General features: G+C 67.7%; 27 protein-coding genes. 15 read left to right on the top strand and 12 right to left on the bottom strand.

All coding sequences use genetic code 11. The annotated features are described in order from the left end of the window. Positions 1 to 6: 6 nt before the first annotated feature. The 3 genes from ACM0PB_RS12000 to ACM0PB_RS11990 all read left to right on the top strand — a co-directional run bounded on the left by ACM0PB_RS12000 (position 7) and on the right by ACM0PB_RS11990 (position 2,877). On the top strand, positions 7 to 651 hold the full coding sequence (locus ACM0PB_RS12000) for an arylesterase (protein WP_053500077.1): 645 nt from the start codon (positions 7 to 9) through the stop codon (positions 649 to 651). Positions 652 to 738: 87 nt separating this feature from the next. Next, entirely contained in the window at positions 739 to 1,452 is a 714-nt protein-coding gene (locus ACM0PB_RS11995; protein WP_002811889.1) for a response regulator transcription factor, read from the top strand. A gap of 153 nt (positions 1,453 to 1,605) precedes the next feature. Then, the gene (locus ACM0PB_RS11990; protein WP_065178739.1) at positions 1,606 to 2,877 is read left to right on the top strand and encodes a sensor histidine kinase; all 1,272 of its coding nucleotides are present in this window, start codon (positions 1,606 to 1,608) and stop codon (positions 2,875 to 2,877) included. 231 nt (positions 2,878 to 3,108) lie between these two features. Here the strand turns inward: ACM0PB_RS11990 and ACM0PB_RS11985 are convergent, their stop codons facing one another. Continuing rightward, positions 3,109 to 3,810, bottom strand: coding sequence for an SGNH/GDSL hydrolase family protein (locus ACM0PB_RS11985; RefSeq protein ID WP_065186813.1), 702 nt, complete (start codon positions 3,808 to 3,810; stop codon positions 3,109 to 3,111). A gap of 211 nt (positions 3,811 to 4,021) precedes the next feature. Here ACM0PB_RS11985 and ACM0PB_RS11980 point away from each other — a divergent pair, with 211 nt between their 5' ends. From ACM0PB_RS11980 to ACM0PB_RS11935, 10 genes are all read left to right on the top strand, one after another. Continuing rightward, positions 4,022 to 4,417, top strand: a complete 396-nt coding sequence (locus ACM0PB_RS11980; RefSeq protein ID WP_005415335.1) for a diacylglycerol kinase — start codon at positions 4,022 to 4,024, stop codon at positions 4,415 to 4,417. A 33-nt stretch (positions 4,418 to 4,450) separates the two neighbouring features. Beyond that, positions 4,451 to 5,200, top strand: a complete 750-nt coding sequence (locus ACM0PB_RS11975) for a TerC family protein (protein ID WP_005415336.1) — start codon at positions 4,451 to 4,453, stop codon at positions 5,198 to 5,200. Between the two features lie 227 nt (positions 5,201 to 5,427). After that, positions 5,428 to 6,588, top strand: coding sequence for an MFS transporter (locus ACM0PB_RS11970; protein WP_005415337.1), 1,161 nt, complete (start codon positions 5,428 to 5,430; stop codon positions 6,586 to 6,588). 566 nt (positions 6,589 to 7,154) lie between these two features. Continuing rightward, positions 7,155 to 7,775 (top strand): LemA family protein, encoded by a 621-nt coding sequence (locus ACM0PB_RS11965; protein ID WP_069139522.1) that lies wholly within the window; start codon positions 7,155 to 7,157, stop codon positions 7,773 to 7,775. Between the two features lie 3 nt (positions 7,776 to 7,778). Further along, positions 7,779 to 8,666, top strand: a complete 888-nt coding sequence (locus tag ACM0PB_RS11960; protein WP_171956439.1) for a TPM domain-containing protein — start codon at positions 7,779 to 7,781, stop codon at positions 8,664 to 8,666. Then, positions 8,666 to 9,160 (top strand): TPM domain-containing protein, encoded by a 495-nt coding sequence (locus tag ACM0PB_RS11955; RefSeq protein ID WP_053500484.1) that lies wholly within the window; start codon positions 8,666 to 8,668, stop codon positions 9,158 to 9,160. The genes ACM0PB_RS11960 and ACM0PB_RS11955 overlap by 1 nt, the downstream gene beginning before the upstream one ends. Before the next feature lie 51 nt (positions 9,161 to 9,211). Further along, complete coding sequence (gene lgt / locus ACM0PB_RS11950) at positions 9,212 to 10,099, top strand: prolipoprotein diacylglyceryl transferase (protein ID WP_005415341.1); 888 nt, start codon at positions 9,212 to 9,214, stop codon at positions 10,097 to 10,099. Beyond that, positions 10,096 to 10,890: a thymidylate synthase gene (locus tag ACM0PB_RS11945; protein WP_005415342.1), complete on the top strand. Its 795-nt coding sequence runs from the start codon at positions 10,096 to 10,098 to the stop codon at positions 10,888 to 10,890. Before lgt ends, ACM0PB_RS11945 begins: the two co-directional genes overlap by 4 nt. Positions 10,891 to 10,971: 81 nt before the next feature. Next, a complete protein-coding gene (locus ACM0PB_RS11940; protein WP_065179687.1) occupies positions 10,972 to 11,259 on the top strand; it encodes a hypothetical protein in 288 nt (95 codons plus the stop codon). Beyond that, complete coding sequence (locus tag ACM0PB_RS11935) at positions 11,256 to 11,747, top strand: dihydrofolate reductase (protein WP_053500480.1); 492 nt, start codon at positions 11,256 to 11,258, stop codon at positions 11,745 to 11,747. The genes ACM0PB_RS11940 and ACM0PB_RS11935 overlap by 4 nt, the downstream gene beginning before the upstream one ends. A gap of 86 nt (positions 11,748 to 11,833) precedes the next feature. On the opposite strand, the gene ACM0PB_RS11930 is transcribed toward ACM0PB_RS11935, so the two are convergent. The 10 genes from ACM0PB_RS11930 to ACM0PB_RS11885 all read right to left on the bottom strand — a co-directional run bounded on the left by ACM0PB_RS11930 (position 11,834) and on the right by ACM0PB_RS11885 (position 21,702). Then, the gene (locus ACM0PB_RS11930) at positions 11,834 to 12,481 is read right to left on the bottom strand and encodes a DUF1287 domain-containing protein (RefSeq protein ID WP_032953945.1); all 648 of its coding nucleotides are present in this window, start codon (positions 12,479 to 12,481) and stop codon (positions 11,834 to 11,836) included. Further along, positions 12,478 to 13,500 carry a symmetrical bis(5'-nucleosyl)-tetraphosphatase gene (locus ACM0PB_RS11925; protein ID WP_065179686.1) on the bottom strand — a complete coding sequence of 341 codons (1,023 nt, stop codon included), beginning with the start codon at positions 13,498 to 13,500 and terminating at the stop codon, positions 12,478 to 12,480. Before ACM0PB_RS11925 ends, ACM0PB_RS11930 begins: the two co-directional genes overlap by 4 nt. A 15-nt stretch (positions 13,501 to 13,515) precedes the next feature. Beyond that, positions 13,516 to 13,899, bottom strand: coding sequence for a Co2+/Mg2+ efflux facilitator ApaG/CorD (gene apaG, locus ACM0PB_RS11920; protein WP_008268668.1), 384 nt, complete (start codon positions 13,897 to 13,899; stop codon positions 13,516 to 13,518). 13 nt (positions 13,900 to 13,912) lie between these two features. After that, the gene (rsmA, locus tag ACM0PB_RS11915; protein WP_414604875.1) at positions 13,913 to 14,716 is read right to left on the bottom strand and encodes a 16S rRNA (adenine(1518)-N(6)/adenine(1519)-N(6))-dimethyltransferase RsmA; all 804 of its coding nucleotides are present in this window, start codon (positions 14,714 to 14,716) and stop codon (positions 13,913 to 13,915) included. Next, a complete protein-coding gene (gene pdxA / locus ACM0PB_RS11910; RefSeq protein WP_139726750.1) occupies positions 14,713 to 15,693 on the bottom strand; it encodes a 4-hydroxythreonine-4-phosphate dehydrogenase PdxA in 981 nt (326 codons plus the stop codon). Before pdxA ends, rsmA begins: the two co-directional genes overlap by 4 nt. A gap of 3 nt (positions 15,694 to 15,696) precedes the next feature. Then, on the bottom strand, positions 15,697 to 17,040 hold the full coding sequence (locus ACM0PB_RS11905) for a peptidylprolyl isomerase (protein ID WP_053500472.1): 1,344 nt from the start codon (positions 17,038 to 17,040) through the stop codon (positions 15,697 to 15,699). Then, positions 17,037 to 19,517, bottom strand: a complete 2,481-nt coding sequence (gene lptD / locus ACM0PB_RS11900; protein ID WP_081275821.1) for an LPS-assembly protein LptD — start codon at positions 19,515 to 19,517, stop codon at positions 17,037 to 17,039. Before lptD ends, ACM0PB_RS11905 begins: the two co-directional genes overlap by 4 nt. Before the next feature lie 89 nt (positions 19,518 to 19,606). Then, the gene (locus ACM0PB_RS11895) at positions 19,607 to 20,545 is read right to left on the bottom strand and encodes a histone deacetylase family protein (protein ID WP_053500468.1); all 939 of its coding nucleotides are present in this window, start codon (positions 20,543 to 20,545) and stop codon (positions 19,607 to 19,609) included. Positions 20,546 to 20,554: 9 nt separating this feature from the next. Continuing rightward, positions 20,555 to 21,109, bottom strand: a complete 555-nt coding sequence (locus tag ACM0PB_RS11890; RefSeq protein WP_414604874.1) for a cob(I)yrinic acid a,c-diamide adenosyltransferase — start codon at positions 21,107 to 21,109, stop codon at positions 20,555 to 20,557. An 8-nt stretch (positions 21,110 to 21,117) separates the two neighbouring features. Then, positions 21,118 to 21,702: a hypothetical protein gene (locus tag ACM0PB_RS11885; RefSeq protein WP_005415353.1), complete on the bottom strand. Its 585-nt coding sequence runs from the start codon at positions 21,700 to 21,702 to the stop codon at positions 21,118 to 21,120. A gap of 109 nt (positions 21,703 to 21,811) precedes the next feature. Between ACM0PB_RS11885 and ubiH the strand changes: the two genes are divergently transcribed. Both ubiH and ACM0PB_RS11875 read left to right on the top strand, forming a co-directional pair. Beyond that, positions 21,812 to 23,020: a 2-octaprenyl-6-methoxyphenyl hydroxylase gene (gene ubiH, locus ACM0PB_RS11880; protein ID WP_414604873.1), complete on the top strand. Its 1,209-nt coding sequence runs from the start codon at positions 21,812 to 21,814 to the stop codon at positions 23,018 to 23,020. Beyond that, positions 23,017 to 24,198: a UbiH/UbiF family hydroxylase gene (locus ACM0PB_RS11875; protein ID WP_374083007.1), complete on the top strand. Its 1,182-nt coding sequence runs from the start codon at positions 23,017 to 23,019 to the stop codon at positions 24,196 to 24,198. Before ubiH ends, ACM0PB_RS11875 begins: the two co-directional genes overlap by 4 nt. A 68-nt stretch (positions 24,199 to 24,266) precedes the next feature. Here the strand turns inward: ACM0PB_RS11875 and ACM0PB_RS11870 are convergent, their stop codons facing one another. Then, positions 24,267 to 24,662 (bottom strand): EF-hand domain-containing protein, encoded by a 396-nt coding sequence (locus tag ACM0PB_RS11870; protein WP_065179680.1) that lies wholly within the window; start codon positions 24,660 to 24,662, stop codon positions 24,267 to 24,269. Positions 24,663 to 24,665 lie beyond the last annotated feature (3 nt).

Genomic DNA, 24,665 nt, shown 5'->3' with positions numbered 1-24,665 from the left:
ACTCCAATGCGCAAGACGGGATGGAGCCGGCGAGCCGGCGCGATGATGGTGCTGCTGCTAGGGTTCCTGCTGTTGCCGGGGCTGGCCTGTGCCAAAGGTCCGGCTGGCACCGTGCTGGTGCTCGGCGACAGCCTCAGTGCCGCCCACAATATCCCTGCCGACGCCGGCTGGGTCAGCTTGCTGCAACAGCGGGTCAGGCAGCAGTCGAAAACCCCGGCGCGCATCGTCAACGCCAGCATGAGCGGGGAAACCACCGCCGGCGCGCTGACCCGCCTGCCGGGCCTGCTGGCCAGGGAGAAGCCGACCGTGGTGGTGATCGCGCTGGGCGGCAATGACGCGCTGCGCGGGCTGACCCCGGCGCAGGTGCAGGGCAACCTGGAAAAAATGGTGCAGGCCAGCCAGAAGGCCGGTGCCAAGGTGCTGCTGCTGGGCATCGACGTGCCGCCCAACTACGGACCGGCCTACCGCCAGCGCCTGGCCGCGGCCTACAAGGCGCTGGCCACGCAGTACAAGGTGCCGCTGCTGCCGTTCCTGCTGGAGGGCGTGGCCCTGCAGCCGGGCATGATGCAGGGCGACGGCCTGCACCCCACGGCGCAGGCGCAGCCGAAGGTGCTGGACAACGTCTGGCCGCTGCTCAGGCCGCTGCTCTGAACCGTTTGTGTACCTCTTGACGGAACTTCACATCGCGTCCACCGTCGATCCGGCATGTTTCACAAAGCTGAAGTTAGAGGGAATCACATGCGTCAGACGAAGGAGACCTCCGGCTTGGTGCTGGTGGTCGAAGACAACCGCAACATCTCCGAGATGATCGGGGAATACCTGGAAGGTCGCGGCTTCGAAGTCGACTATGCACAGGACGGCCTGGATGGCTACCGCCTCGCGGCGGAGAACAGCTATGACGTCGTGGTGCTCGATCTCATGTTGCCGCGCCTGGATGGCATCGAAGTGTGCCGTCGCCTGCGCAACGATGCGCGCAAGTCCACGCCGGTGCTGATGCTCACGGCACGCGACACGCTGGACGACAAGCTCACCGGCCTCGGGTTCGGTGCCGATGACTACCTGACCAAGCCGTTCGCGATCCAGGAGCTGGAAGCCCGCCTGCGCGCGCTGATCCGTCGCGAACGCCGCCAGGTCGGTTCGGAGGTGCTGAAGGTCGCCGACCTGGTGCTCGATCCGGTCAGCATGCGGGCTACCCGTGCCGGTACCGAGCTGCAGCTGTCGCCGATCGGCCTGCGCCTGCTGACCATCCTGATGCGCGAATCGCCGCGCGTGGTCACCCGCCAGGAGATCGAACGCGAGATCTGGGGCAATGGCCTGCCGGATTCGGACACCCTGCGCAGCCATCTGTACAACCTGCGCAAGATCATCGACAAGCCGTTCGACCGTCCGCTGCTGCACACTGTGCAGAGCGCCGGCTATCGCATTGCCGATATTGCCCAGCCGATGGCCTGATCGGGGCCCGGCCTGTGCAGCATCAGGCCCGGCCGGGCAACGACCCCGCACCGGGCACGGATGACCGGCCGGCGCTGCCGCCGGTCAGCGTCCGTGCACGACTACGGCGCAGCGCGCTGCCTATAATCGCAGCGCTCTGACCGGGACCCCGCAATGCCGCACGGCCTGCCGCGCAAGATCCGTATCGCCTTCATCCTGCAGGCAGTCCTGGCCAGCCTGGGCATCCTGCTCGGTGCCTGGCTGGTCTCGCTGGTGATCAAGCACAGCCTGGTCGGCGCCGCCCTGCGCGAGGAAGCGGCCTATTACTGGACGCTGCACGAGGCGTCGCCGGTGCAGCCGCCGCCCAACACCCACAACATCCGCGGCTACCTGCTGGAAAGCGGGCAGTCGGCACTGTCATTGCCGGCCAACCTGCGCACCCTGGAGCCTGGCTTCCACGAGCTGCCCCAGGACGACCAGCTGGTGCTGGTCGACGTGCGCCCTGCCGGTCGCCTGTACCTGGTGTTCCTGCGCTCGCGCGCGGAGATGCTGGCGTTCTGGTTCGGCATCGTGCCGGTGCTGCTGACCCTGTTGGCGGTGTATGGCGCCAGCTGGGTCACCTACCGTGCCTCCAAGCGACTGGTGTCGCCGGTGAACTGGCTGGCGCGGCGCGTCTCGCGCTGGGACCCGGGCCACCCCGAAGCGGCCGATCTGGAGCCGAACAAGCTGCCGGCGGACATGCAGGGCGAGACCCGCCAGCTGGCGGCCGCACTGCATTCGCTGGCCAACCGGGTCAGCGCGCACGTGGCGCGCGAGCGCAACTTCACCCGTGATGCCAGCCATGAGCTGCGCACGCCGTTGACCGTCATCCGCGTGGCCAGCGACATGGCCCTTGGCGATGAAACCCTGCAGCCGCGCCTGCGCCGCAGCCTGCAGCGCATCCAGCGTGCAGGCCGTGACATGGAGGCGGTGATCGATGCGTTCCTGATCCTGGCCCGCGAGGCCGATGTCGAACCGCAGATCGAGCTGTTCGACGTCAACGACATCGTCCGCTACGAGGTGGACAACGCCAACGAGCTGCTGGGCAACCGGCCCGTATCGGTGCACCTGCACGGCGACGGCCCGGTACAGCTGCACGCACCGCCGCGGGTGCTGCAGGTGGTGGTCAGCAACCTGGTGCGCAATGCCTGCAGCTACACCGACGAAGGGCGTATCGACGTGCACGTGCTCAATGACCGGGTGGTGGTGCGCGATACCGGCATCGGCATGTCCGCCGAGGCGCTGTCGCGCGCGTTTGAACCGTTCTACCGCGCCGAGCCGAGCCGTCCGCAGGGCACCGGCCTGGGCCTGTCGATCGTGCGCCGGCTGTGCGACCGCTTCGGCTGGAAGGTCAGCCTGGCCAGCGAGCCGGGCAAGGGCACCGAGGCTACGGTGATCTTCCGGTAGAGGGATTTTGCCGGGCTGCGCCCGGCACCCGCCGAGGCAACATCAACATCAGAAGCGGGCATTCCGTGGAATGGCGGGGCGGTGTGGGTTTGCAGGACACGCCGTAAACCCGTCCATGGGGGCTCGATGGCGCCATCCATGGCGCCAACGGTCCTGCAAACCCACACCGCCCCGCCTTCGACAGTTTCCCGCGATCCGCAGTAGATCCACGCCATGCGTGGATGGGGTTGCTCAGTTGCAGTTGACCTTCGGCGCCAGCGCCCTGGTCCAGATCGCATAGCCGGCCGGGGTCATGTGCAGCATGTCCTCGCGGAACAGCGTCGCATCCGGCTGGCCGTCGGCGCCGAGCATCGGCGTGTAGATGTCGGTGAAACCGGTGTTGGGCAGCTTGGCCAGCGCGGCCTTGATCAGCGTGTTGGCCTCGTTGATCGCCGGCAGCAGGTGCGCGCGCGACGGGCTCGGCTTGATCGACAGGTACTCCACCTTGGTCTTCGGCAGGTCGCGGTGCACGCGCTGCACGAAGGCAACCACGTCGTCGCGCACCTGCACGGCGCTGCGGCCACTGTTGAGGTCGTTGTCGCCCGCGTAGAAGAACACTTTGCATGGCGCATACGGCACCACGATGCGGTCGGCGTACCAGGTGCTGTCGCGCACTTCCGAGCCGCCGAAGCCGCGGTTGAACACTGGCTGGCCAGGGAAGTCGGTGGCCAGGCTCTCCCAGAAGCGGATCGAGGAGCTGCCAATGAACTCGATGCCACCGCGCGGCGGCGGGGTGGACTGGTCGGCGCTGGCGAAGCGGGCCATGTCGCCGGCCCAGGCCGCGTTGGAGACCTGTTCTGGCACCCGGGGCGACTCGGCCGGGCTCAGCGCCTGGGCCAGCGGTGCGGCAGTCAGCAGGCCCAGCATCAACAGGCAGGTACGGCGACGGGACATCAGGCGCTCCAGCAGGCAAGGGGCATCCATCATAGGAGCATGCCCGGGCCGTTGCTTGCCCCTGGCAGGCCGTTCAGCGGGCCGGCGCGGGCTGCGGTTGGCGGCCTTGTGGCAAAATGGCCGCCATCTGCCTATTCCTGTGCACCCATGATTCCCTGCCGTGCGTCTGAGCGGTCGCTGCGCCGCGCCCCCGTTGCTGGATGTTCCACCCGTGGCTGATCAGTTCGGCCACCTGCCGCGCGGCCCGCGCCGCATCTTCCAGGCCGCCCGCTGGTCCTGGCAGGGCCTGCGCGCTGCCTGGCTGCACGAGTCCTCGTTCCGGCTTGAGGTCTACCTGCTGATCCTGCTGACGCCGATTGCGATCTGGCTGGGCCAGACGCCGGTCGAACGCGCGCTGCTGATCGGCTCGATGCTGCTGGTGCTGGCGATGGAGCTGGCCAACTCGGCCATCGAAGCGGTGATCGAACGCTACGGCAGTGAGATTCACGAGCTGGCCGGCCGCGCCAAGGACATGGGCTCGGCGGCGGTGTTCGTGCTGATGATGAACGTGTTGCTGTGCTGGGCGCTGGTCGTGGTTCCGCACGCGCTGGCCGGCAACTACGGCTGAAACCCCATTCCCCCACTGCCTTGAAGAGTTTCCATGTCCTTTGAGTTCCTCGCCGACCCCAATGCCTGGGTGACCCTGTTCACGCTCAGCGCGCTGGAAATCGTGCTCGGCATCGACAACCTGGTGTTCATTTCCATTGCTGTCAGCAAGCTGCCGGAAGAGCGCCGCCCGTTCGCCCGCAAGCTCGGCATCGCGGTGGCCTGCATTACCCGCATCGGCCTGCTGGTATCGCTGGCCTACCTGGCGCACATGGCGGCAAACCTGTTCACCGTGGCCGGCATGGGCATCTCCATCCGCGACCTGGTGCTGATCGTTGGCGGCCTGTTCCTGATCATCAAGGGCTGCATGGAGATCAAGGAACTGATCAGCGGTGGCGAGGATGAAGATCCCAGCACCACCAAGGCCTCGGCCGTGTTCGGCTACGTGATCGCGCAGATCGCGGTGATCGACATCGTGTTTTCGCTGGACTCGGTGATCACCGCCGTCGGCATCGCCGACCACATTCCGGTGATGGTCGCCGCGATCCTGCTGTCGGTGATGGTGATGCTGCTGGCCGCCAACCCGCTGGGCCGCTTCATCGATGCCAACCCGACCGTGAAGATGCTGGCGCTCGCCTTCATCCTGATGATCGGCGCGGTGCTGATCCTGGACGGCCTGGACGTGCACGTGCCCAAGCCCTACATCTACGCCGCGATGGGCTTCTCGGTGCTGGTGGAGTGGCTGAACCTGCTGATGCGCCGCCGCGCCCGCGAGCACAACGTGCCGGGCGCCGGCAACTGGTAAGCGCGCCACTGGCGTGTGAGTCCCTCAGAACCCCCGGCATTCCGGGGGTTCTGCGTTGTGGGGGCGAGGTCGGTTCTGCAACGGCATTGTGGTTTTTGCACTTGTGGCTGCGTTCCGGCTTCCACTTGTGAACCAGGATCAACAGTGTTTTCCCGGGGCGAGGCTTAATCCGGCGCAGCAAAGCGCGCAGGCTACGCACTCCCGATTCCCGCCCCCAGGACCCCCCCATGAATTCCAGAGCCGCCTTGCTGGCGCTTGCCGTTGGCGCCTTCGCCATCGGAACCACCGAGTTTGCCCCGATGGGCCTGTTGCCGGTCATCGCCGACGGCGTCGGCGTTGGCATCCCCACTGCGGGCATGCTGATCACCGCCTATGCCGTGGGCGTGATGCTGGGCGCGCCGGTGATGACCCTGCTGATGGGGCGTTTCGGCAAGCGCACCGCGCTGATGCTGCTGATGTCGATCTTCGTCGCCGGCAATCTGTTGTCTGCGCTGGCGCCGAACTACGGGATGCTGCTGCTGTCGCGCCTGGTCACCAGCCTCAACCATGGTGCCTTCTTCGGCATCGGTGCGGTGGTCGCTGCGAGCCTGGTGCCGAAGGAAAAGCAGGCCGCTGCCGTGGCCACCATGTTCATGGGCCTGACCATCGCCAACATCGGCGGCGTGCCGCTGGCGACCTGGGTGGGGCAGCAGCTGGGCTGGCGCCTGTCCTTCGCCGGTACCGCAGTGCTGGGCCTGGTTGCGATCACTGCGCTGGGTTTCGCGCTGCCGGCATCTGCACCGGGGCCGCGCCCGGACGTGCGCCGCGAACTGAAGGCGATCCTGCAGCCGCAGGTGCTGCTGGCGATGGCCACCACCGTGCTTGGTGCGGGTGCGATGTTCACCCTCTATACCTACGTCGCACCGGTGCTGACCGAATTGACCGGCGCCTCCAATGCCTTCATCGCAATGTCGCTGGCCCTGATCGGCATCGGCTTCACCTTCGGCAACGGCATCGGTGGACGCATGGCTGACTGGTCGCTCGATGGCGCCACACGGATCCTGCTGGCCGTCCTGGCGGTGCTGATGTTCGTGCTGCCGCTGGCCTTCATGAGCCACGCCACCGCGGCGCTGGGTGTACTGCTGTTCGGTGCGGCGACCTTCGCCCTCGTGCCGCCGCTGCAGATCCGGGTGATGCAGGTGGCCAGCGAGGCGCCGGGCCTGGCGTCGTCGATCAACGTGGGTGCATTCAACCTGGGCAATGCGGTAGGTGCTGCGCTGGGTGGTGCGGTGATCAGCTCGGGACTGGGCTACGCCGCGATTCCGGTGGCCGGTGGCCTGCTGGCCGCGTCGGGCCTGCTGCTGGCATGGCTGGGGCGTCCGCGCACTGCGGTGGCTGAGGCCTGCTGAGGGTGAGGGGTTCCGGCAGGGCTGCGCCCTGCACCCGCAGAGGCAACGTCAAAAGCTGGGCTACTGAGGGATGGCGGGGCGGGTCCGGTGGCGGGGGACGCCGTAAACCCTTCCCTGGGGGCTTGGCCGCGGCATCCATGCCGCGGACACCCCCGCCACCGGACCCACCCCGCCTTCGACAGTCTTCCGCGATCTGTCGGAACGCGTTCTGCGCTGCTGTTGGTAGGTGTCGATCTTGGTCGACACGGTAGATCCACGCCATGCGTGGATGGCAGACACCAGGAATGTCTGAAGGGTCGGCTTTTGCCTTTGATTTTTCTTTTGATCTTCCCGCGGTGCGCAGAAAACTGTCCATGGCCGGGAGGGTGGGTCGGCTGGGGGCGTGAGCCGCATGGATGCGGCGACCGAGCTTACATGGACGTACTTGCAGCGGCCCCCAGCCGACCCACCCTCCCGGCCCATCCCCGAGCTGGCTGGACCACACCGCGGAGGGGGCGGCGCCCGATGGCCGGTCTTTCACCCGAACCATGGCATGCTCGGCGCCAAGCCCACCCGGAACCCCCGCCATGCGCCTGTTCACCCGTGTCCTGCCCCTGATGCTGCTGGCCTCCCTGTTGTCCGGCTGCGGCTACAACGCCATCCAGCAGAAGGATGAGGCGGTCAAGGCCAGCTGGTCCGAAGTGCTCAACCAGTACAAGCGCCGCGCCGACCTGGTGCCCAACCTGGTGCAGACCGTCAAAGGTTTCGCCAGCCAGGAAGAGCGCGTGCTGACCGAAGTCACCAACGCCCGCTCGCGTGTCGGCCAGATCAACGTCAACGCCGATGACGAAGCCTCGCTCAAGCAGTTCCAGCAGGCCCAGGGTGAACTCGGCAGCGCGCTGTCGCGGCTGCTGGTGGTGACCGAGAACTATCCGGTGCTGAAGTCCGACCAGAACTTCCGCGACCTGCAGGCCCAGCTGGAAGGCACCGAAAACCGGATCACGGTTGCGCGTGGTCGTTACATCCAGCAGGTGCAGGACTACAACACCTACATCCGTTCGTTCCCGCAGGTGATCACCGCCAAGATCTTCGGCTACAAGACCAAGCCGAACTTCACTGTGGAGAACGAGGCGCAGATCTCCAACGCACCGGCGGTGGATTTCGGCAACGCGCCGCAGCAGCAGCCGGCACCGCAGCCGGGCCACTGACCGATGCGCCTGGCCACTGCGCTGCTGGCCCTGCTGCTGTGGCTGCCGCTGGCGGCGCAGGCCCAGCAGCTGGCGCCGATTCCGGCGCTGGATTCGCCGGTGGTCGACACCACCGGCACGCTGGATGCCGCGCAGAAGCAGGCGCTGGTGCAGCAGGCGCTGGACCTGCAGCAGCGCAAGGGCAGCCAGCTGCAGGTGCTGGTGGTACCCACCACCCAGCCGGAGGACATCGCGCAGTACACCACGCGGGTCTTCGACCAGTGGCAGATCGGCCGCAAGGGCGTCGATGACGGCGTGCTGCTGGTGGTGGCCAAGGACGACCGGCGCGTGCGGATCGAGCCGGGTTACGGCCTGGAAGGCGCGATTCCCGATGCCATCGCCAACCGGGTCATCCAGGAATACCTGGTGCCGCGTTTCCGCGCCGGCGACTACGCCGGGGGCATCACCGATGCCACCGCCGTGCTGGTCAAGCTGATCGATGGCGAAACGCTGCCGGCACCGGTCAGCGGTCATCGCGGGCGCGAGCCCGGCGGTGGCGGCGACACCTGGTTCCTGGCGCTGTTCATCGGCGTGTTCGCCGGCAGCATCCTGCGCGGCGTGTTCGCGCGCGTGCCGCGCCCGCTGCGTGGCCTGCTCGGCGGCGCTGGCGCAGCCGTGGCGGCGTTCCTGTTCACCTCCACCCTGCTGGCCAGTGGCCTGGCCGGCGTGGTTGGCCTGATCGTGGCGATGCTGTCCGGCCATCCGGGGCGCTTTGCCGGCGGTGGTGGCTGGGGCGGTGGCAGCTGGGGCGGGGGAGGCGGCTTCGGCGGTGGTGGTGGATTCGGCGGCGGAGGCGGCTGGGGCGGCGGCGGTGGCCGTTCCGGTGGCGGTGGCGCTTCGGGAGGCTGGTGATGATCCAACGTCTGTTCCGCCATGTATGTTCGCCGTCGGTACGGCGCGCGTTCCCGCCAGCCACGCTGCAGGCGATCACCGAGGCCATCGCTTCCGGTGAGCAGCGCCACGGCGGTCAGGTGATGTTCGCGGTGGAGGCCGATCTGCCGCTGGCCGCGTTGTGGCACAAGGTCACCCCGAGGCAGGCCGCCGAGCATGCCTTCGCACGCCTGCGCACCTGGGACACCGCCCACAACAACGGCGTGCTGATCTACCTGCTGTTGGCCGACCATGCCATCGAGATCGTCGCCGACCGCGGCCTGCATGGCCGGGTCAGCCCAGCGCAGTGGCAGCGGGTCTGCACCCATCTGCGCGAGGGCCTGCGTGGTTCCAACCCGGTGGAAGCGCTGCAGGATGCCATCGACGAGGTCTCCAGCCTGATCGAAGGGCACTTTCCGGCCTCGACGCGGTCGAACGATGACGCGTTGCCGAACTCGCCGCAGATCCTTGGTTGAGCCGGGGCGGCACTGGCCCGAGAATAGACGTTCAACCGCAAGGCACCTTCCATGATCTACTTCCACGACATCGACCCCATCGCCCTCTCGCTGGGGCCGATCAAGGTGCACTGGTACGGCATCATGTACCTGCTCGGCTTCACTGCGGCCTGGCTGCTGGGCCGCACGCGCATCGCCGCCGGGCGCCTGCCGGGCGTCGATGCCAACGGCTTCTCCGACCTGTTGTTCTACGCCATGCTCGGCGTGGTGCTGGGCGGCCGCATCGGCTACATGCTGTTCTACGCGCTGGGCGATTTCCTGCACAACCCGCTGCTGCTGTTCAAGGTGTGGGACGGCGGCATGAGTTTCCATGGCGGCCTGCTGGGCGTGCTGGGTGCCTGCTGGTGGTGGTCGCGCAAGCACGCGCTGCACTTCTTCGACACCATGGATTTCATGGCGCCGCTGGTACCGCTGGGCCTGGGTTTTGGTCGCATCGGCAACTTCATCGGCGCCGAGCTGTGGGGCAAGTACACCGACGGCACGTGGGGCGTGGTGTTCCCGTCGGGCCTGCCGGCGCCGCTGAACCAGTTGGACCACGCGACCCTGCAGGCGCAGTTCGCCACCGGCGCGCTGAACCAGTTCGCCCGCCATCCCTCGCAGCTGTATGAAGCGTTCCTGGAAGGCCTGGTGATGTTCGTGGTGCTGTGGACGGTGTCGGCCAAGCCGCGCCACCGTTACCTGGTCGGCGGCCTGTTCGCGCTGATGTACGGCCTGTTCCGCTTCGCCGTCGAATTCGTACGCATGCCCGACAACGGCGTCTACGTGGCCTTCGACTGGCTGACCCGTGGCCAGATCCTCAGCCTGCCGCTCATCGCCTTCGGCCTGGTGCTGCTGGCGATGTCGCGCCGCGCGCCGGTGCTGCAGCCGCAACCGGTGATGGCTGCGGAGGGCAAGGCATGAAGGCCTACCTGGACCTGCTCGCGCATGTGCTGGAACATGGCGCGGAGAAGAGCGACCGCACCGGCACCGGCACCCGCAGCGTGTTCGGCTGGCAGATGCGCTTCGACCTCAATGAAGGTTTCCCGCTGGTCACCACCAAGAAGCTGCACCTGCGCTCGATCATCCACGAGCTGCTGTGGTTCCTGAAGGGCGATACCAACATCGGCTACCTGAAGGACAACCAGGTACGCATCTGGGACGAGTGGGCCGACGAGAACGGCGACCTCGGCCCGGTCTACGGCAAGCAGTGGCGCAGCTGGGCCACCGCCGATGGCCGCGAGATCGACCAGATGCAGTGGCTGGTGGACGAGATCAAGCGCAACCCCGATTCGCGCCGGCTGGTGGTCAGCGCCTGGAACGTGGGCGAGCTTTCGCAGATGGCGCTGATGCCGTGCCACAATCTGTTCCAGTTCTACGTGGTGGACGGCAAGCTCAGCTGCCAGCTGTACCAGCGCAGCGGCGACATCTTCCTCGGCGTGCCGTTCAACATCGCCAGCTATGCGCTGCTGACCCACATGGTGGCGCAGGCCACGGGCCTGGGCGTGGGCGACTTCGTGCATACGCTGGGCGACGCGCACCTGTATTCGAACCATTTCGAGCAGGCGCGCGAGCAGCTTTCGCGTGAACCGCGCGCGCTGCCGAAGCTGTGGTTGAACCCGGAGGTGAGCGACCTGTTCGGCTTCCGGTTCGACGACATCCGCATCGACGGCTATGACCCGCACCCGGCGATCAAGGCGCCGGTGGCGGTGTGAGTGATGTTTGGCATGCTGCGTATCAGCTGGTGAGACCTGACTGATGCAGATTGTTTCTCGGATTCACCAAGTGGAGAAGCAATGAGCAAACATTCACGAAAGGCACGGGAAAAGCTGGCGGAAGGCTTGATGTCGATGTCCGGCTCCCTGGCCGTTGCATTGACTGTTGGTGTGTTAATTACTCCTCTCCTGGCAGTCGCCAATGCGGCGGTCGCGGGAAAGGATGTGGACCTTTGGGTCATGATTACTGACCTCAAACCGACTACTGCGGCAATACTGTTCCTGCTCTATTGCTCAGCGGTTGCGACAGTACTCGGTGGACGTAGCGCGGCGATGAAAATCTTCAACGAGTTGTATCCGGACAAATGAAGCTCTCGATGATCGTGGCGCTGGACCGCAACCGTGGCATCGGCCAGGGCAATGCCATGCCCTGGCACCTGCCGGATGATTTCAAGCACTTCAAGGCGCTCACCCTGGGCAAGCCGATCCTGATGGGGCGCAAGACGGCCGAGTCGATCGGCCGCGTACTGCCGGGGCGCACCAACCTGGTGCTGACCCGCAGCGGCCAGGTGCCGTTCGCGGGCATGCGCGCGGTGGCGTCGCTGGACGAGGCGAAGGCGATTGCCGAAGGCGAGGGCGCCAGCGAGCTGTGCATCATCGGCGGCGGCGAGATCTTCCATCAGCTGCTGGACCAGGCCAGCGACCTGTACCTGACCTGGGTCGATGCCGAAGTCCCCGCCGACACCCATTTCCCCGAGGTGGCCGTGCAGGACTGGCGGGAAGTGAGCAGCGAGCCGCATCCGGCCGATGACCGCCACGCCTATGCGTTCCGCTTCGTGCATTACGTGCGCCGCTGAGGATGGTTTTCTGTAGAGCCGAGCCATGCTCGGCTGCTGTTGCCTGATACCTCCCGTAGCTGAGCATGGCCCGGCTCTGCAGGTGCCTACGGCATCCGGTAATGCCCGATGATCGCGTGCTGGAACAGCAGGTTCTCTTCACGCGTGCCGCGCGCGATGTTGTGCAGCACCAGCGGTGTGCCATTGGCCAGCCTCCGGTCGGAGACGATGCCGACATGCAGCAGACCGTTGCCGTTGAGCTTCCAGGCCACGATGTCACCGGCCGCATAGTCGGTGGCGAGGGCGGTGATCGGTTGCTGCCAGCCCTGCCGTTCGAACCAGCGCATCAGGTTCGGCACACGTCGATGATCAATGTTGCGGTCCGGCCGTGACAGGCCCCAGATCGCGGGATACGCGCTGAAGTTGCCGCGCATGTCTTCATGCACGCGCGCCTGCAGGTCCAGGCCCTGGCTGCGCAGGGCGCGCACCACCACGTCGGTGCACACGCCGCGATCAAGCGGGACGTCGCCGCCGGGATAGGACAGGACCTGGTAGGCGGGATCGTAACGGGTGGTGACGCCGATCTGTGCGCGCGCTGCGGCCACCAGTGGCGGTGAAGGGGCCTGCGGCTGCGATGGCGTGGGGGCGGCATTTCCGCCGCCGGTGGGAGCCGGGGGCGAAGCAGGCTGGCAGCCGCTGGCCAGGGCCAGCGTCAGCAGCAGCACCCTCCATGGTGCCCAGCCGCGTCGCGTCATGCCTGCGGCGCGGCGCCGTTGTTGTGGGGTCCACCGGAGCCTCCACCGCCACCACCTCGACGGCGACGACGGCGCGGACCACGGTTGCCCGGGTTGGCAGCAGCGGCGTTGCCGCCGCCCTGTTCCTTGCCCTGCACCGCAGCGGCGGAGCGCTCGTGCGCCGGTCGCGCCGGCGGGCGGGCGTGGGGTACGGGTGCCGGTACATCACGGCCCGGTACCTGCACCACGCGCAGCTCGTCGGTATCGAGCTGGATCGCGGTCAGCTTGCCGCCCCAGACTGCGCCGGTGTCGATGGCGTGCACGCCCTGGGTGATGGTCAGGCCCAGCGCCGACCAGTGGCCGCAGACGATCTTGAGGTCGCGCTCGACCCGTCCAGGTACTTCGAACCAGGGGTAGAGTCCCTGTTCCTGCGTGCCAGGGGTGCCCTTGTCCTCGATGCCGATGCGCCCGCGCGGGGTGCAGTAGCGCATGCGGGTGAGCACGTTGATGATCGCACGCGAACGGTCGTAGCCGGACAGGTTCGGCGCCCAGCTTGGCTTGTCGCCGTACATGTTGCGGAACAGCTTGCGGTAGCCGGCGCCGTGCAGCTGCACCTCGACTTCGGCGGCGTGCTTCTCTGCCATCTGCGTGGTCCACTTCGGCGCCAGGCCGGCGTGCACCATCATCCAGCCCAGCTCGCGATCCACATGCACCAGCTTCTGCAGGCGCAGCCAGTCCAGCAGTTCGTCGCGGTCCTCGGCCTGCACGATGCGCAGCAGGTCCGGGTTGACCTTGCGCTGCTCCTCTTCGGTGCGTGCACCGACGGCCAGCAGCGAAAGATCATGGTTGCCCAGCACCACCACGCTGTGCTCGCGCAGCGAATGCACCAGCCGCAGCGTTTCCAGCGACTGGCCGCCACGGTTGACCAGGTCGCCGCAGAACCACAGGGTGTCCTGGGCCGGGTCGAAGCGGATCTTCTCCAGCAACCGCTGGGTCACGTCGTAGCAGCCCTGCAGGTCGCCGATCGCCCACACACTCATCGTTCGGCCTCCGTGTCAGTGCAGGGTACGCGGGACGGCCAGCACGAACGGTGCGACCGGCGCGGCAAATTCGGTGCCATCGTCGGCGACCATGTCGTAGTGCCCCTGCATGGTCCCGTGATCGGTCCCCAGCATGACACCGGACGTGTAACGGAAGTCTTCACCGGGGCGCAGCCGCGGCTGCTCGCCGATCACCCCGTCGCCATCGACATGCTCGACACGGCCATTGGCATCGGTGATGCGCCAGTGGCGTGCGACCAGGCGTGCGGCGACCCGCCCCTGGTTGTGGATGCGGATCGTGTAGGCGAACGCAAAGCGACCGTCTTCCGGCGCGGATTGATCGTCGAGGAAGCGCGGCGCGACTTCGACGGAGATGGCATATACGTCAGCGTCTTCCATACCGGCAGTGTAATCAGGAGACATTGGCCAAAGCGATGAATTCGGCCACGTCCAGCTGTTCGGCGCGGGCATCGGGACGCACGCCGGCAGCGATGAACTGCTCGGCGGACACCACGTTGTTCAGAGCATTGCGCAGGGTCTTGCGGCGCTGCCCGAAGGCGGCCTTGACCACCTCGGCGAAGCGCGTGTGGTCGTTGATGCTGATCGAGGCCGGGTCACGCGGCACCAGCCGCACCACGGCGGAATCGACCTTCGGCGGCGGCCGGAACGCGCCCGGCGGAACCACGAACAGCGAGGTCACCTGGCAGTAGGCCTGCAGCATCACGCTGAGGCGGCCATACACCTTGCTGCCGGGGCCGGCGGCCATGCGGTCGACCACCTCCTTCTGCAGCATGAAGTGCATGTCGCGGATCACTGCGGCATGCTCCAGCGCATGGAACAGGATCGGCGAGGAGATGTTGTAGGGCAGGTTGCCGACCAGGCGGATCGGCTGGCCATTGGCCAGTTCGGTGAAGTCCACGCGCAGCACGTCGCGATGGACGATGGTCAGCTCGCCCAGCGGCTCGGCGGCGGCGGTCAGCGGCGCGATCAGGTCGCGGTCGAACTCGATCACCGTCAGCGTCGGGTGCACGCGCAGCAGCGGCAGGGTGATGGCGCCCTGGCCGGGTCCGATCTCGACCAGGCGGTCACCATCTTTCGGATTGACCGCCATCACGATCTTGTCGATGTAGTGGCGATCGGCCAGGAAATGCTGGCCAAGCTGCTTCTTGGCCGGTGCGGTGAACACCGGGCCGGAGGGGGAATGCGGGGAATTCATGCGCTCAGTGTACGTTGCCGCGCCAGCTGCGCACACAGCGTCGTTGCCGCCTGCAGGCTGGAAGGATCGGCGATGCTGCGGCCGGCCAGGTCCAGCGCGGTGCCATGGTCGACCGCCACGCGCGGGTAGGGCAGGCCGAGGGTCAGGTTCACCGCCTGTTCGAAGCCGGAATACTTCAGCACCGGCAGGCCCTGGTCGTGGTACATCGCCAGCACGGTGTCGAAACCGGCCAGCTTGGCCGGCAGGAAGGCGGTGTCGGCCGGCAGCGGCCCGACCAGGTCCATGCCCTCCGCGCGCAGGCGCTGCAGCAGGGGGATGACCAGGTCCAGTTCCTCGCGTCCCAGATGACCGTCTTCGCCGGCATGCGGGTTCAGCCCGAGCACCGCGATGCGCGGCGCAGGCAGGCCGAACTCGCGGCGCAGCGCGGCATGCACCGTGCGCAGGGTGTGTTCCAGGCTGGGCGCGGTGATCGCATCGGCCACCTCGCGCAGCGGCAGGTGGGTGGTGGCCAGGGCCACGCGGACAATGTGATTGGCCAGCATCATCACCACCTTCACTCCGGCCTGGTCGGCCAGCAGTTCAGTGGTGCCGCTGTAGGCGATGCCGCCCTCGTTGATGACCGCCTTGTGCACCGGGCCGGTCACCACACCGTGCAGCTCACCGGACAGGCAGGCCTGGCCGGCGCCGAGCAGGGCGCCGATGACCGCGCTGGCATTGGCCGGATCGGCCTGGCCGAAGTGGCTGGGCGCCGCGTTGCGGACGGCGCGCAGGCGCAGATCGCCGGGGACGCGTGCTTCGGCGTGCTCGGGCAGCAGTTGCAGGGGCAGGTTCAGGGCGGCCGCAGCCGCGCGCAGGGTGTCCGGGTCGGCGAAGGCCAGCAGCCGGCAATCTTCACGCGGCTGCTGAACGAGGCGGACACACAGCTCCGGGCCGATCCCGGCGGGCTCGCCCGGTACCAGAGCGAGCTCGGGGCGCATCGGTCAGGACTGCGGCGGCGTGGCGGTGTTTTCCGCGCGGTCGCCGCTGCGGAAGCTGACGTAGGCTTCGCCACGCAGTTCCTGCAGGAAGCGGTTGTACTCGTCTTCCAGCTTGCGGCGGCCGATGGTCTCGCGGACCTGGGCGCGCTGGTTGTCGGTGGTCACGTCGGTCTGGCGGGTCGCCACGCGCTGCACGATGTGCCAACCGGCGTCGGTGCGGAACGGCTGGCTGACGCCACCATCCTGCAGGCCACTCACCTGCTGGCCGAAGGCCGGACCGAACGCGTCAGCCGGGAACCAGCCGAGATCACCGCCCTGGCCCTTGCTGTTGTTGTCCTCGGAGGACTCCCTGGCAACGGTCTGGAAGTCGGCGCCGCCGGCAATGCGGGCGCGCAGGGTATCGATCTTGGCCTTGGCAGCGGCATCGGTCTGGTGGTCGTCCACGCGGACCAGGATGTGGCGGCCGTGGAACTCGGTGACCGTCTGCTCACCGGCGGCGGAACTGCTGTCACGCACTTCCACCAGCTTCAGCAGCTGGAAGCCGCTCGGGCCGCGGATCGGGCCGACCACCTCGCCCGGCTTCATCTTTTCCATCAACTGGGCAAAGGCCTGCGGGATTTCATCCAGGCTGCGCCAGCCCAGATCGCCGCCTTCCAGCGCGTTCGGGCTGTCCGAATAGCGCACGGCCGCCGCGTTGAAGTCCAGCTCGCCCTTGTCCAGCAGGGCCTTCACGCCATCGGCCTTCTTCTGGCCGGTGGCGATCTGGTCGGCGTTGGCACCGTCGGGCAGGGCGATCAGGATGTGCGCCAGGTGATACTGGTTGCCTACCGTGGCCTGCTGCTTCAGCGCGGCGTCGACTTCACCCTCGCTGACGCTGATGCGGCTCTGCGCGAAGCTCTGGCGCAGGCGCTGCACGGTGATCTCGTCACGCACCGACGCGCGGAAATCGTTGAAATCGATACCGTCATGGGCCAGGCGCTGGCGAAGGGCATCCAGGTTCGAACCGTTCTGCTGGGCGATGGCGTTCATCGCCTGGTTCAGCTCCTGGTCGCTGACACGGATGCCGCTGCCCTGGGCGCGGGCCACCTGCAGCTTGACCAGCACCAGGCGTTCGAGCACCTGGCGGCTGAGCACGTCTTCCGGCGGCAGCTGGTTTTCGCGACCGGCATACTGCGCCTTGATGTTGGCGATCGCACGCTGGAGCTCGCTCTGCAGGATCACGTCCTCATCGACGACGGCAGCGATGCGGTCAAGCGGCTGCGCCTCCTGGGCAAGCACCTGCAGGGGGGCGGACACGCTGGACACCGCCAGCAGCGAGGCGAGAAGAACGGGGAAGCGCTTGGTCATGGGATCAGGTTCGGATCGTAGTCATCCCGGGTCGCCCCGGTGTTGCTCGGCGGCACGAGATAGAGGTCGTCGCGGTTGTAGCCGAGGATAGCACGGCGCAGGGTACGGTCCGTGTCCTGCCCCAGGGAGCTCAGGCCCTTGAGCACGAACTCCACCTGGATGGAGTTGTTCATCTCGCCTTCGCGGTTGCGGACATAGCGGCGGCCGACCACACGCACGGCCAGGCAGCAGCTGTCCCACTGGACACCGCCGATGATTTCCAGCGGCTCCTTGTCCTGCAGCGAGTAGTAGTAGCGACCGACCAGGCTCCAGCGCGCATTCAGCGGGTACAGGAACGACAGGTCGGCCTGTTCCAGCAGGGTACGGTCGTGCTTGTTGGCGTTGGCCGGGGCGCCCGAGTTGATGCGGTAGCGGTAGCTGAGGTTGATCACGCCATCGTTGGGCATCAGATAGCGGGCACGGACGCTGGCCAGATCCTCACGCTTGTACTTCGGGTCCCACTGGTAGGTGGCACCCAGGGTCCAGCGGTCGTTGATCATGTAGTTGCCGTCGGCGATCCACGCCGACTTGCCCTTTTCCACCGGCGCGCCGCCCGGGGTGACGGTCACCCGCGACTCGTCGAAATACTGGATCTGGCCGATGGCCGCCGAGAAGCGTTCCTTGCCGGTGGTCTGGTCGATGAAGCGGGTGCCCAATGCCAGGGTCAGCTGGTTGGCATCGTTCTGGCGGTCGGCGCCGGTGTAGCGCGAGTCGCGGAACAGCTGGCCCCAGCTGAACGTGAAGTCACGGGTGTCGAAGATCGGAAGGTCGTCCTGGTTGCGGTACGGCGTGCGCAGGTAGAACAGGCGCGGTTCCAGCGTGTGCAGGAATGACTTGCCGCCGATCGTGGTCTCGCGATCGAAGAACAGGCCGGCGTCGATGCTGCCGATCGGCAGGCTGCGGCTGGGCGATTTGTTGCCGCGCAGCTGCTCCGGCGTGGCGGTGTTCGGGTCGACGCCCTGCGAGGCCAGCACGTTGCGGCGGACGCTGTCAGCCAGGCCCTGGTCCAGGTCGTAGCCGGTGTAGCGGTAGGCCAGGGTCGGGGTGACGTACCACGCCGCGCCACTGATCGGGAACGACACGTACGGCTTCACGTCCAGTCGCGAGCCGCCGTACATGCGTTGGGTCTGGCCGTTGCGCGTGTACTGCAGGTCGGGTCCCGCATCGGCGCCGTACTTGAAGTTGATGTCGTCGTGGGTGAAGCGCACGGCTTCGGCATAGATGCCGGTTTCCAGCCACGGCAGGACCGGCTTGTCCCAGTTGAAGTACAGGCGCGGCTGGCGGTTGTACGGCAGCGCGCTTTCATTGAGCGTGTAGTCGGTCAGCTGCCAGCGGTCGGCCATGATGCCGGCCGTCCAGTTCCTGCCGGTGCCGTACAGGCCCACGGTGCTCTGCAGGTTCGAGGCAGTCACCCCGACCAGGCGGTTGGCGAAGTCCTCGACATAGCGCTCGTCGCTGACCCAGGCCAGGTTCGCACGGGCCTGCCAGTGGCTGTCCACGTTGTGGTAACCGCTGAACATCACCCGGCCGCGGTCGCGGTCGCGCAGCTTGTCGTTGGGCATGAACGCGGTCAGCAGTTCGCCGCGGCCGCCGTTGTAGAGATAGCGGAACTCGTTGTCGAGCATCAGGCCGCGGCGGCTCATGTAGCGCGGGGTCAACGTGTCGTCGTAGTTCGGCGCCAGGTTGAAGTAGATCGGCTGTGCGTAGTCGAATCCGTTGCGCCCGGACATACCCAGCTGCGGGAACAGCAGGCCGGTCTTGCGGCGGTCATCGATCGGGAACTTGAAGTACGGCGCCCACAGCACCGGCACCTTGCCGATCCGCAGCACGGCGTTGCGGGCGGTGCCGAAGCCCTCGTCGTTGTCCACTTCGATCTGCGGCGCCGACAGCTTCCACACCGGCTGTGACGGGTCGCAGGTGGTGTAGGTGGAGCGGTGCATCTGGCCGACCGCGCCCTGCAGGTCGACCGACTCGGCATCGCCGTTGCCGCGGCGCGACACCAGCTGGTACTTGATGTCGGTGATCTTGTGGGTGTCGCTTTCCTGGTTGCCCTCGGCGCGCTTGGCGACCATGCGGATCGAGGAGTCCTGGTAGCGGACATTGCCGTCGGCGATGTAGTTGCCGCTCTCGGTATCGAAGCTGAGCTTGTCGGTGCCGACGAACTGGTCGCCGCGGCGCAGGGCCACGTTGCCTTCGTACTGCGGCACAGTGGTCGTGCCCAGCAGCTGGTCACCCTCGATGTCGGTCGGCTGCTGCTCGCGCGCAGCGCTGGCGGCGGCCTTGTCCTGCCCCGGGACCGGGGTGGGCGCATCGGTGAACGCGGGAATCACGTCGGTAGCCGGGCACAGGCCCCAGTTGAGCGGCTTTTCATCGGCCATTGCCGGCAGGCAGATGGCGATGCTCAGAGGCAGGGGAAGCAGGCGGAGGGCTCGGCGCACGCGGTTCGGATTCGGGCGAAAACGGACGGTAGCTTGCCCCATCCCTTGCATAGGGGCAATGAAGGACGCCGCAGCCTGCCGGTTCGGGTTCATCCGGAGACGCTGCCGGGAGGGGGCAGCAGCAGGGCCCGGACATGGGCCACGCTGCACTCGGCAAGGGCCTGCAGGTCATAGCCGCCTTCCAGCATCGAGACCACCCGGCCGGCCGCATGACGGCGCGCCAGCGCATGAAGCTCCCGGGTGATCCAGGCGAAATCGTCGGTTTCCAGCATCAGGTCGGCCTGCGGGTCACGCAGGTGGGCGTCGAAGCCGGCCGAGATCAGCAGCAGCTGCGGACGGAAGTCGTCGATGGCCGGCAGCATTTCGTCGGCCCACACGTTGCGGAAGCGGAAACCGCCACTGCCCGGGGGCAGCAGGATGTTCATCAGGTTGCCGGCACCGCGGTCGCGGCGCAGGCCGGAATTGGGGAACAGGCCGGCCTGGTGGGTGCTGTAGTACGAGACCCGGGCGTCGTGCTGGAAGATGTCCTGGGTGCCGTTGCCATGGTGGACATCGAAATCGACCACCGCGATCCGCTCCAGCCCATGGCGGTCGCGGGCATGGGCCGCGGCAATGGCAATGTTGTTGAGCAGGCAGAAGCCCATCGCGGTGCTGCTGGTGGCGTGGTGGCCCGGGGGCCGCACCGCGCAGAACGCCAGCGGATCCTCGCCCAGCATCACTGCATCGACCGCGGCCACCCCGGCGCCGGCGGCGTGCACGGCGGCACTGGCCGAGCCCGGCGAGGTCCAGGTGTCCATGTCCAGCTGGCGCAGCGGCGCGGTCTGCGGCTGCAGCACGAAGTCGAGCAGGGCACTGTCGTGGACCCGGGTCAGTTCGCCGAACTTGGCCGGCGGCGCCTCGCGCCAGTCGAGCTGGCCGGGGAACGCGGCGTGCAGGGCATCGAGTACTTGCTGCAGGCGTTGCGGGCACTCCGGATGGCCGGGGCCGGGGTCATGCAGCAGGCAGGACGGATGGGTGAAGACCAGCATCGTGCCGACTCAGCGCTGGCGCTGCTGTGGCTGCCACAGCGCTTCGCCATGGCCGTCGGCGCGGGCCAGTACGCGCGCCAGCACGAACAGCAGGTCCGACAGCCGGTTGAGGTACTGCAGCGCCTCGCTGCGCACGGGCTCAAGGCGGGCCAGGGTGACGGTCTCGCGCTCGGCGCGGCGGACGATGGTGCGGGCCAGGTGGCATCGTGCGGCGGCCTCGCCACCAGCCGGCAGGATGAACTCCTTCAAAATCGGCAGGTTGGCGTTGTAGTGGTCCAGCTGCTGTTCCAGTGCCGAGACATCGGCGGCGTGGATGGCGGCGTGGCCCGGGATGCACAGCTCGGCACCCAGGTCGAACAGCTGGTGCTGCAGATGCACCACCAGCGCACGGACATCCTCGGGCAGCGCGGTGGCAAGCAGCAGGCCGAGCGCAGCGTTGGCTTCATCGACGGTGCCGTAGGACACCACCCGGGCGTCGTCCTTGGCCACGCGCTGGCCGTCGCCGAGGCCGGTACTGCCGTCGTCGCCGGTGCGGGTATAGATGCGCGAGAGGCGATGACCCATGGCGCGGCTCAGTGCCGGATGTCGCGGCGGGCCTGCTGGAGCTTCAGTACCTGCTCCACGGCCAGCTGCAATGCCGCCGCCAGCGCCACGTAGATCGCGGTGGTGCGCAGGTAGGGGCCGAACCATTGTGCGTAGTTCTGCGCCCAACCGGCCAGCGTCGGCTCGGCCACGTTGCGGGTGGTCCAGTAGAAACCGCCCTGCGCCAGCAGGTGGCAGACCGCCACCGAGGCCACCAGCAGCAGTGCACCCTTGGCCAGCACCGGCCAGCGTGCGCCCTGGTAGTTGCGGCCCAGCAGCATGCCGCCGGCCCACAGCGAGAAATACGCCGGCAGCAGCAGCCAGTAACCCGGCGACACGCAGTAGTGCTGCCAGAAATCCAGGCCGCTGCTGCGGATCACGATCCAGTCCACCAGCACGGCGAACACCATCAGCAGCGGAAACGCCCAGCGTGTCCACGTGGCCAGGTAGAAGCCACCGATGAAGAACACCGCCCAGGAGGCATCGGGGATCGCCGCGAAGTGGTTGACCCGGGTCGCCGCCAGCAACAGCACGAGGACGGACAGGACGAAGGCGCGGTTGGCGGTGGCGGACATGGCAGCGGGCCCGGAGCGGATTCAGGTTTCATTCTAGCCCGCCGCGCCGGTTGGCGCAGGTCGGGTGGTGTTGGGCGTTCGGGCAGGGCGAGCGCGTATCATGAACATCATGAGTGAACGACATGACGTGCTGATCGTCGGTGGTGGCCTGGTCGGTGCCAGCCTGGCCATCGCCCTGGACCGCCTGGGCCGCGATGTGGGCCTGTTCGAGGCCAGCCCGGCCGGCGAGCTGCCGGCGGTGTTCGACCAGCGCAACCTCAGTTTTGCCGCTGCCACGGTCAATGCGCTGACCGCGCTGGGGGTCATGCAGAAGCTGGCGATGGCGCCGGGCCCGATCCGCCGCATCCACGTCAGCCGCGCCGGCGATTTCGGCCGCGTGCAGCTGGAGGCTTCCGACTATGACCGGCCGTGGTTCGGCCAGGTGGTGGTGGCGCGGGACTTCGGCCAGGCGCTGGAAGCGCGCCTGCAGGAGCTGCCGCGGCTGCGGCGCTACCGGCCCATGCGTTTCCTGGGCCTGGGCGAGGTGGTCGACGGCTACCGCCAGGTGCGGGTGGCCGACGAGACCGGCGAACGCGTGCTGCAGGCCCGGCTGGTGGTGGGGGCCGATGGCACGACCAGTGGCGTGCGCGGCGCGCTCGGCATCGAGGTCGACCGCCATGATTTCCAGCAGACCCTGTTCGTGGCCCGCGTGCGCAGCCAGCGCGCGCCGGACGGCACCGCCTGGGAGCGCTTCACCGATACCGGCCCGACCGCCCTGCTGCCGCGTGGTGATCGCCACTTCGGCACCGTGCACGGTGTTGCGCGCGACCAGGCCGATGCGGTGATGGCGCTGGACGATGCGGCTTGGCTGCAACGCCTGCAGAACGCGATCGGCTGGCGCGCCGGCCGGCTGCTCGAATCCGGCCCGCGCAGTGCTTATCCGCTCATCCAGGTGCTGGCGCGCGCGTTGGCCGGAGAGCGCGCGGTGCTGCTCGGCAATGCCGCGCAGACCATCCATCCGCTGGGTGCGCAGGGCTTCAACCTGGGCCTGCGCGATGCGCTGACCCTGGCTGAACTGCTGGAGGATGCGCATGAGGATGCCGGCAGCGATGCACTGCTGCAGGCCTATGTCGCGCGCCGCGAAGAGGACCGCCGGCAGACGGTGGCGTTCTCCGGCGGGCTGGCGCGCCTGACCAGCAATCCGGCGCCGTTGATGCGGCCGCTGCGCAGCCTCGGCCTGGTGGCCGCGCAGCGCGCCTCGGTGCAATCGATGCTGGTCGGTGGTGCGATGGGCTTCCGCGGCGAGGTGCCGCGGCTGTGCCGTGGAGAAGCGGCATGAGCCGGCGCGCGCGTCTTGATGTGGCCATCATCGGCGGTGGCGTGGTCGGTGCCGCGTGTGCGCTGGCGCTGGCTGATGCTGGCCTGTCGGTGGCGCTGGTGGAAGGTAGCGAACCGGCGCCGTGGCAGGCCGCACAGCCGGACCTGCGCGTGTTCGCCTTCGCTGCCGACAACGTACAGCTGCTGAATCGTCTTGGTGTGTGGCCGGCGATCGCGCAGGCCCGTGCATGGCCCTACCGGCGCATGCAGGTGTGGGACGCTGCCGGTGGCGAGGATCTGCTGTTCGACGCCGATCGCTTCGGCCGTCGCGAACTGGGCTACATCGTCGAGAACGGGCTGCTGCAGGACCGCCTGTGGTCGGCGCTGCCGGCGGCGGGTGTGCAGCTGCACTGCCCGGCACGGGTGGACGCGCTGGAGCAGGACGAGGACGGCGTGCGCCTGCGCCTGGATGACGGGCGTCGCCTGGAAGCGGCGTTGGCGGTGGCCGCCGACGGCGCCGAATCGACCCTCCGCCAGCTGGCCGGGATAGAGGTGGAGCGCCATGACTACCACCAGCGTGGCGTGGTGGCCTACGTGGACAGCGATCTTCCCAACCAGGCCACGGCCTGGCAGCGCTTCCTGCCAAGCGGGCCGCTGGCGTTGCTGCCGGTGGCCGAGCGCCGCAGCTCGATCGTCTGGACCCTGCCCGAGGACGAGGCGGCGCGTGTTCTGGCACTGGACGAGGACAGCTTCAACCGCGAACTGACCCGCGCCTTCGCGGCACGCCTGGGTGAGCTGCGGTTGGCCTCCCCGCGAGCGGCATTCCCGCTGCGCCGCCAGCTGGCCCGTCACTACGTGGCCGGTCGTGTACTGGCGTTGGGTGACGCGGCGCATGTGGTGCATCCGCTGGCCGGGCAGGGCGTGAACCTGGGGCTGCGTGATGTCGCCGCCCTGCAGCAGTGGCTGGCACCCTCGGCAGAGCGCCGCGGCCAACCGCGGCTGTCGCCGCAGCGCCTGCAGCGCTGGGCACGCGAACGGCGGAGCGACAACCACATCGCCGCCTACAGCTTCGATGCGATCAACCGCCTGTTCTCCAACGACGAAATGCACCTGACCCTGGCCCGGGGCCGTGCGTTGGGCTGCGTCGGCCGATGGCCGCCGCTGGTGCAGGCGTTCTGGAAGCGCGCCGCCGGCGTCTGAAGCAAAAAGGGGACGGAGGGGATTAAGTCGTATGTGCACATACGACTTAATCCCCTCCGTCCCCTTTTTCAATCCACCAGCCAGCCGGCCAGGTCGGTGCGGTCCAGCTTGCCGCGATGCCTGCGGTCCAGCGAATTGAATTCGTCGGCCAGCGCCGGGTTGGCCTGCGCTTCCTCGCGGCTGATGAAACCATCGCCGTTCACATCCAGCGCGGCGAAGTGGATGCGGTACTGGCCAACCACGCTGCTGGGCTCCAGCGAACGCACCGTCACCTGTGCCTCGCCGGCCGGCTGTGCAATCTCGACGCTGCCGCTGACCCGACCGGCATCCAGTGGCTGCTGGCGGATCGCGCCGCCGGTGGGGCCCAGCGGCTGGCTCTGCGCAGGGGTGTGCGGCAGTTGCTGGGCCATGGCCGGTGCGACTGACAGCAAAGTGATCAGCAGGGTGAGCGAGTGGTAGCGCATGGT

This window comes from Stenotrophomonas sp. AR029, assembly GCF_047520695.2.
In the GTDB taxonomy this organism is placed as follows: Bacteria; Pseudomonadota; Gammaproteobacteria; order Xanthomonadales; family Xanthomonadaceae; genus Stenotrophomonas; species Stenotrophomonas sepilia.
The sequence above is the reverse complement of the archived record's forward strand: the minus strand, read 5'-3'. Positions and strand labels throughout refer to the sequence as shown.

Excerpts from the sequence above, each read along its gene's own strand:
- ACM0PB_RS11985 (WP_065186813.1), bottom strand. The coding sequence starts at position 3,810 with ATGTCCCGTCGCCGTACCTGCCTGTTGATGCTGGGCCTGCTGACTGCC.
- ACM0PB_RS11995 (WP_002811889.1), top strand. The coding sequence starts at position 739 with ATGCGTCAGACGAAGGAGACCTCCGGCTTGGTGCTGGTGGTCGAAGAC.
- apaG (WP_008268668.1), bottom strand. The coding sequence starts at position 13,899 with ATGGAAGACGCTGACGTATATGCCATCTCCGTCGAAGTCGCGCCGCGC.
- rsmA (WP_414604875.1), bottom strand. The coding sequence starts at position 14,716 with ATGAATTCCCCGCATTCCCCCTCCGGCCCGGTGTTCACCGCACCGGCC.
- ACM0PB_RS11945 (WP_005415342.1), top strand. The coding sequence starts at position 10,096 with ATGAAGGCCTACCTGGACCTGCTCGCGCATGTGCTGGAACATGGCGCG.
- ACM0PB_RS11975 (WP_005415336.1), top strand. The coding sequence starts at position 4,451 with ATGTCCTTTGAGTTCCTCGCCGACCCCAATGCCTGGGTGACCCTGTTC.
- ACM0PB_RS11875 (WP_374083007.1), top strand. The coding sequence starts at position 23,017 with ATGAGCCGGCGCGCGCGTCTTGATGTGGCCATCATCGGCGGTGGCGTG.
- ACM0PB_RS11925 (WP_065179686.1), bottom strand. The coding sequence starts at position 13,500 with ATGAGTGTGTGGGCGATCGGCGACCTGCAGGGCTGCTACGACGTGACC.
- ACM0PB_RS11895 (WP_053500468.1), bottom strand. The coding sequence starts at position 20,545 with ATGCTGGTCTTCACCCATCCGTCCTGCCTGCTGCATGACCCCGGCCCC.
- ACM0PB_RS11890 (WP_414604874.1), bottom strand. The coding sequence starts at position 21,109 with ATGGGTCATCGCCTCTCGCGCATCTATACCCGCACCGGCGACGACGGC.
- ACM0PB_RS11955 (WP_053500484.1), top strand. The coding sequence starts at position 8,666 with ATGATCCAACGTCTGTTCCGCCATGTATGTTCGCCGTCGGTACGGCGC.
- ACM0PB_RS11885 (WP_005415353.1), bottom strand. The coding sequence starts at position 21,702 with ATGTCCGCCACCGCCAACCGCGCCTTCGTCCTGTCCGTCCTCGTGCTG.
- ACM0PB_RS11870 (WP_065179680.1), bottom strand. The coding sequence starts at position 24,662 with ATGCGCTACCACTCGCTCACCCTGCTGATCACTTTGCTGTCAGTCGCA.
- ACM0PB_RS11935 (WP_053500480.1), top strand. The coding sequence starts at position 11,256 with ATGAAGCTCTCGATGATCGTGGCGCTGGACCGCAACCGTGGCATCGGC.
- lgt (WP_005415341.1), top strand. The coding sequence starts at position 9,212 with ATGATCTACTTCCACGACATCGACCCCATCGCCCTCTCGCTGGGGCCG.
- ubiH (WP_414604873.1), top strand. The coding sequence starts at position 21,812 with ATGAGTGAACGACATGACGTGCTGATCGTCGGTGGTGGCCTGGTCGGT.
- ACM0PB_RS11990 (WP_065178739.1), top strand. The coding sequence starts at position 1,606 with ATGCCGCACGGCCTGCCGCGCAAGATCCGTATCGCCTTCATCCTGCAG.
- ACM0PB_RS11930 (WP_032953945.1), bottom strand. The coding sequence starts at position 12,481 with ATGACGCGACGCGGCTGGGCACCATGGAGGGTGCTGCTGCTGACGCTG.
- ACM0PB_RS11960 (WP_171956439.1), top strand. The coding sequence starts at position 7,779 with ATGCGCCTGGCCACTGCGCTGCTGGCCCTGCTGCTGTGGCTGCCGCTG.
- ACM0PB_RS12000 (WP_053500077.1), top strand. The coding sequence starts at position 7 with ATGCGCAAGACGGGATGGAGCCGGCGAGCCGGCGCGATGATGGTGCTG.
- ACM0PB_RS11965 (WP_069139522.1), top strand. The coding sequence starts at position 7,155 with ATGCGCCTGTTCACCCGTGTCCTGCCCCTGATGCTGCTGGCCTCCCTG.
- pdxA (WP_139726750.1), bottom strand. The coding sequence starts at position 15,693 with ATGCGCCCCGAGCTCGCTCTGGTACCGGGCGAGCCCGCCGGGATCGGC.
- ACM0PB_RS11905 (WP_053500472.1), bottom strand. The coding sequence starts at position 17,040 with ATGACCAAGCGCTTCCCCGTTCTTCTCGCCTCGCTGCTGGCGGTGTCC.
- ACM0PB_RS11940 (WP_065179687.1), top strand. The coding sequence starts at position 10,972 with ATGAGCAAACATTCACGAAAGGCACGGGAAAAGCTGGCGGAAGGCTTG.
- ACM0PB_RS11970 (WP_005415337.1), top strand. The coding sequence starts at position 5,428 with ATGAATTCCAGAGCCGCCTTGCTGGCGCTTGCCGTTGGCGCCTTCGCC.